Genomic DNA, 3,354 nt, shown 5'->3' with positions numbered 1-3,354 from the left:
TTAAAAATGCTTCCAGAACCACCAGACCCTATTTTATTATCCCAGATTTTTGCCAAGCTTACCTCTCTTGGTCGTATTCACAATACTTCTACAACCGTTTCACCCTCGTAATTTGGCTAAGGTATTGTAGTTTGTTTGCTAAATAGAGAACTACTGCAACAAAAGTTCAGTGAATAGCTCAACACTGCTGATGAAAGTTAAGCATAAATACGGTAGCAACGATAAATTAACTAAACACTTGGCTTTGTGTCAAATAAATACAATATCTCTAAAACTACCCAACATAGCGGTTTAAAAAGATTTGTTTATACTTTGTGTTTGGCTGCGTGTTCCCGTGAATATACTGGATTTTTTCTTTATAAACATTTTATATTTGGGGATTCTTGGGGAAAATTTACAAATGAGCGATAGCTCTGCGCTGCTGCAAGCAGTTCGCCAAGGAATCAGGGTTAAACCGTATTCACAGAAAACCAAAATATTATAGTATGAAGTTACTATTTAATGTTAGAATATTAGGTGAAATCCAAGAAATTGAAGTAGGAATATTGGGGATATCACAGAAAATATTATAACATTGTTATGAACCAAAATCATGAAATTACCGCCAATTACGATGAATCATGGAAAGAGGCATTAAACGAATATTTTGATGATTTTTTATCCTTTTTCTTTCCTTTAACTTATGAAGCAATTGATTGGACACAAAAACCGGAATCACTAGACAAAGAACTGCAACAAATTACAGCATCGTCAGAAACCGAAAAACGCATAGCAGATAAACTGTACAAAGTTTGGTTATTGGATAAAACACAAGCATGGATTTTAATTCATATTGAAGTCCAAAGTAATTATGATGTTGACTTCCAAGAAAGGATGTACATTTATAATTATCGTGCTTTTGACCTATATCATAAATTTGTGGTGGGGCTGGCGATTTTAGGTGATACAAGTCCTAAGTGGCGACCAAGCAGTTATCATCAAGCAATGTTAGATTGTGAATTAAGTTTTAAATTCCCCATTGCTAAACTGATGGATTATGAAACACGGTGGAATGAATTAGAAGCCAGCAATAATCCCTTTGCTATCATAGTAATGGCACATTTAAAAACCAAATCAACCACTGGGGATTTAGAAGAAAGGGAACAATGGAAATGGAGATTAATTAGAGGACTTTATGATAGGGGTTTAACAAGAGAACAAATTGTAAAACTCTTTAAAATCATTGATAAAATGATGTCATTACCCAAAGAATTGCAACGAGGATTAGTGGCTAAAATCAAACATTTGGAGGAGGAAAAGAAAATGCCATTCATTAGTCCCACAGAAGAACTAGCAATGGAACGAGGTGAATTAAAAGGAGAACAACAACTAATTATCCGACAACTAAATCGGCGATTTGGCGAAATTGAATCATCATTAATTGACACAATTCGCACCCTAACAATTGACCAATTAGAATTACTAGGTGAAGCACTCCTGGATTTTTCCACTATCACTGATTTAGAACAATGGTTACAAAATAAACCAGAATCATAAAACCAAAACCCCCCCACTTTCTTTTCATTAACTACTGTGGGGTAAGATTAATTCATTTTCAGTAGGGACGGGGGATGATAAGGAAAAACAAATCAGTTGAGCGATCGCACGCAATATTGGGTATAGCAACGATTGATGAAAAATCCCGCCATTTGGTGTGAAAAGCTTGCATTGGAAGCCTTTCACTCATACAAGGTGTAGCGAACTGCGGTTATTTCGTAAATGTTCCCAATAAATAGGGTTTGATGAAAAAGTCTTTTCATGGAGGCAGGCAAGAGGCAAGGGGAAAGAGGCTGAAAACACGAATTTTATCTCACAAATATTCCTCATGAACACTTATAGAATTTGGTTGGCAATATTATGATTTGAGAAAAAATCTGTCTACCTACTAGGTAAAAGCTGTTAGCGTAGCGTGGCGTAGCCATTTACTGATTACTGATAGCTGAATACTTACACCAAATCTTCCAACAAAGCAGTAATTTTCCCCTGGGCTTTAGTGCGGTTATCATCATAAATCATTAAAGTATTCAAATTAGCATGACGGCTCAACTTCTGCACACTCCTGACATCTCCACCACTAGCATCCAAAGCCGCCGTCACCGATGAATGTCTAATTTTATGGGGGCTGACCACTTTAGAAATCCCCGCCACACTAGCAATCTTCACCACAATTTTGCGAATACCATCCCCCGTCAGCCGATGTCCGTAGTGAGGTCGCAAAGAAATAAACAACGGTTGCTTGATATCTAATTCCTTCCTTGTCCACAACCAATCTTGCAAAGCATCGCAAGTTTTAGGATGCAAATCAACATTTTCCTTCTGAGTTCCCTTACCCTTACCCAAAATACTCAAAGTCCGTAATTCTAAATCCAAATCTTCAATATTACAGTGAGAAACTTCCTCCCGTCGCAGAGCATTAGCCCACAATAACCGCAGCAGTGCATAATCCCGTTTACCTTTAATAGTTTCCCGGTCTGGTATCGACAGCATTTTTCTAAAAGCTTCAGGAGTAATACCCGAAGTATCTCGGTAAGGTTGAATTTTCTCACTCTTGATATCAGCTAACGTCCAATCACACTTACCCACCTTATAAGCATAGTTAACTAACGCCTTAATTGCAGCCAATCGGCGGTTAACAGTAGCTTCCTTCAAACCCAAATCAACCAACTCTGCCTTGTAGCGCAAAACCAGCGTTACAGCCGAGTACCTATCCATTTGCAGAAATTGTCCCACCAAAGCGGGAGTTGGTTGTTGACCGCACACAGACAGGAAAAATTTATTTAAATCTTTAGCGTATTCATGACGGGTATTTTTATTACGCTTGCCCACCAACAATTCTGCCAACAAATCGCGTTCAGCGGTAATGGCAAAGGGGTTCACCTTAGCGAGTGAATTTGACTCTTGGGGTGGCTGCATATAATTATCGAAAATGAGTCTTTTCGATAATTACTTTAGCATTGATCTGCACCACCTGACCGCCCAGCCAGTTTCCCCTTCCTGGCGTGGGGAGTAACGCAAAAAAGTGAGATGATGGTGAAGAGAGCAGGGGAGGCAGGGGAAGCAGGGGAAGCAGGGGAAGCAGGGGAGGTAAAACAATGAATAAAGAAGCAATCAAAGATCATAAAGATTTGGGAATTTACAAAATTGCCTTTGAAGCAGCAATGAAAATTTTTGAGCTATCAAAGAAGTTCCAATACCTTAGCCAAAAAAAGAGTATAAAAAGAGGGCTGATGTAGTAGAGTTATAGTCTTCCACAACGATAACTCGAAAGCCACACACAGCCCATGTTTGATATCTTAACACTCTTGCAATGCCTCC

The 3,354-nt window shown here is 38.6% G+C and carries 3 protein-coding genes; 2 read left to right on the top strand and 1 reads right to left on the bottom strand.

Annotation, left to right across the window (positions count from 1 at the left end):
* Nucleotides 1-579 precede the first annotated feature (579 nt).
* On the top strand, nucleotides 580-1,536 hold the full coding sequence (locus tag H6F45_RS26070; RefSeq protein ID WP_190348808.1) for a DUF4351 domain-containing protein: 957 nt from the start codon (nucleotides 580-582) through the stop codon (nucleotides 1,534-1,536).
* 450 nt (nucleotides 1,537-1,986) lie between these two features.
* Here the strand turns inward: H6F45_RS26070 and H6F45_RS26065 are convergent, their stop codons facing one another.
* Complete coding sequence (locus H6F45_RS26065) at nucleotides 1,987-2,952, bottom strand: tyrosine-type recombinase/integrase (protein WP_190348807.1); 966 nt, start codon at nucleotides 2,950-2,952, stop codon at nucleotides 1,987-1,989.
* A 179-nt stretch (nucleotides 2,953-3,131) separates the two neighbouring features.
* Between H6F45_RS26065 and H6F45_RS26060 the strand changes: the two genes are divergently transcribed.
* Nucleotides 3,132-3,272 carry a hypothetical protein gene (locus H6F45_RS26060; protein ID WP_199301919.1) on the top strand — a complete coding sequence of 47 codons (141 nt, stop codon included), beginning with the start codon at nucleotides 3,132-3,134 and terminating at the stop codon, nucleotides 3,270-3,272.
* The last annotated feature ends 82 nt before the right edge of the window (nucleotides 3,273-3,354 follow it).

The sequence above is a fragment of the Sphaerospermopsis sp. FACHB-1194 genome (assembly GCF_014696235.1).
GTDB lineage: Bacteria > Cyanobacteriota > Cyanobacteriia > Cyanobacteriales > Nostocaceae > Sphaerospermopsis > Sphaerospermopsis kisseleviana.
This window is presented reverse-complemented; position numbering and strand designations above follow the sequence as displayed.

Bases quoted from the DNA above. Each gene is read 5' to 3' on its own strand.
- H6F45_RS26070 (WP_190348808.1), top strand. From the start codon at position 580: ATGAACCAAAATCATGAAATTACCGCCAATTACGATGAATCATGGAAA.
- H6F45_RS26065 (WP_190348807.1), bottom strand. From the start codon at position 2,952: ATGCAGCCACCCCAAGAGTCAAATTCACTCGCTAAGGTGAACCCCTTT.
- H6F45_RS26060 (WP_199301919.1), top strand. From the start codon at position 3,132: ATGAATAAAGAAGCAATCAAAGATCATAAAGATTTGGGAATTTACAAA.